The sequence below is a fragment of the Kocuria subflava genome (assembly GCF_012163155.1).
Classification (GTDB): domain Bacteria; phylum Actinomycetota; class Actinomycetes; order Actinomycetales; family Micrococcaceae; genus Kocuria; species Kocuria subflava.
On sequence record NZ_JAAVUN010000275.1, the window covers coordinates 1 to 503 of the forward strand.

General features: G+C 65.6%; 1 protein-coding gene. It reads left to right on the forward strand.

The features are described 5' to 3' along the window. Positions 1-426 (forward strand): signal peptidase I (gene lepB, locus GTW58_RS14180; RefSeq protein WP_168023668.1); only part of this gene is annotated, 426 nt, incomplete at its 5' end. Positions 427-503: the final 77 nt, after the last annotated feature.

Consider the following 503-nt stretch of genomic DNA (forward strand, 5'->3'; position numbering starts at 1 on the left):
GTGGACGGGCTGGCCTTTCTCGGCGTGACCGTCGATGACTCGGACACCCACGTGGTCAAACGCGTCATCGGCGTCGGTGGCGACCGTGTCACGTGCTGTGATGCGCGGGGGAGGATCGTGGTCAACGACGTCGCCCTCAACGAAACAGGTGTGTATCTGTCCGATTCCGAAGCGCCGTCAGACATCGCCTTCGACGTGATCGTTCCCGAGAACCACTACTTCGTGCTCGGGGACCGGCGTTCCTCGTCCGGGGACTCCCGCTTCTACCTGCCGGAGGAGAAGGCCTTCGTGAGCAAGGATGACGTGGTGGGGACCGCGTTCGTGGTGACCCTGCCGGTCTCGCGGATGGGCCCCTTGGGGGACCAACACGCGGTGTTCGACGAGGTCCCGGACAGAACCGACACCTCCGGAGGCGGCTGGTGGTGAGTGTCCCACCGACCTCGGACACGGAGCATCGTCTGCTGGCCGAGGGTGCTGTCCGAGTGGCGGGGATGGACGAGGTC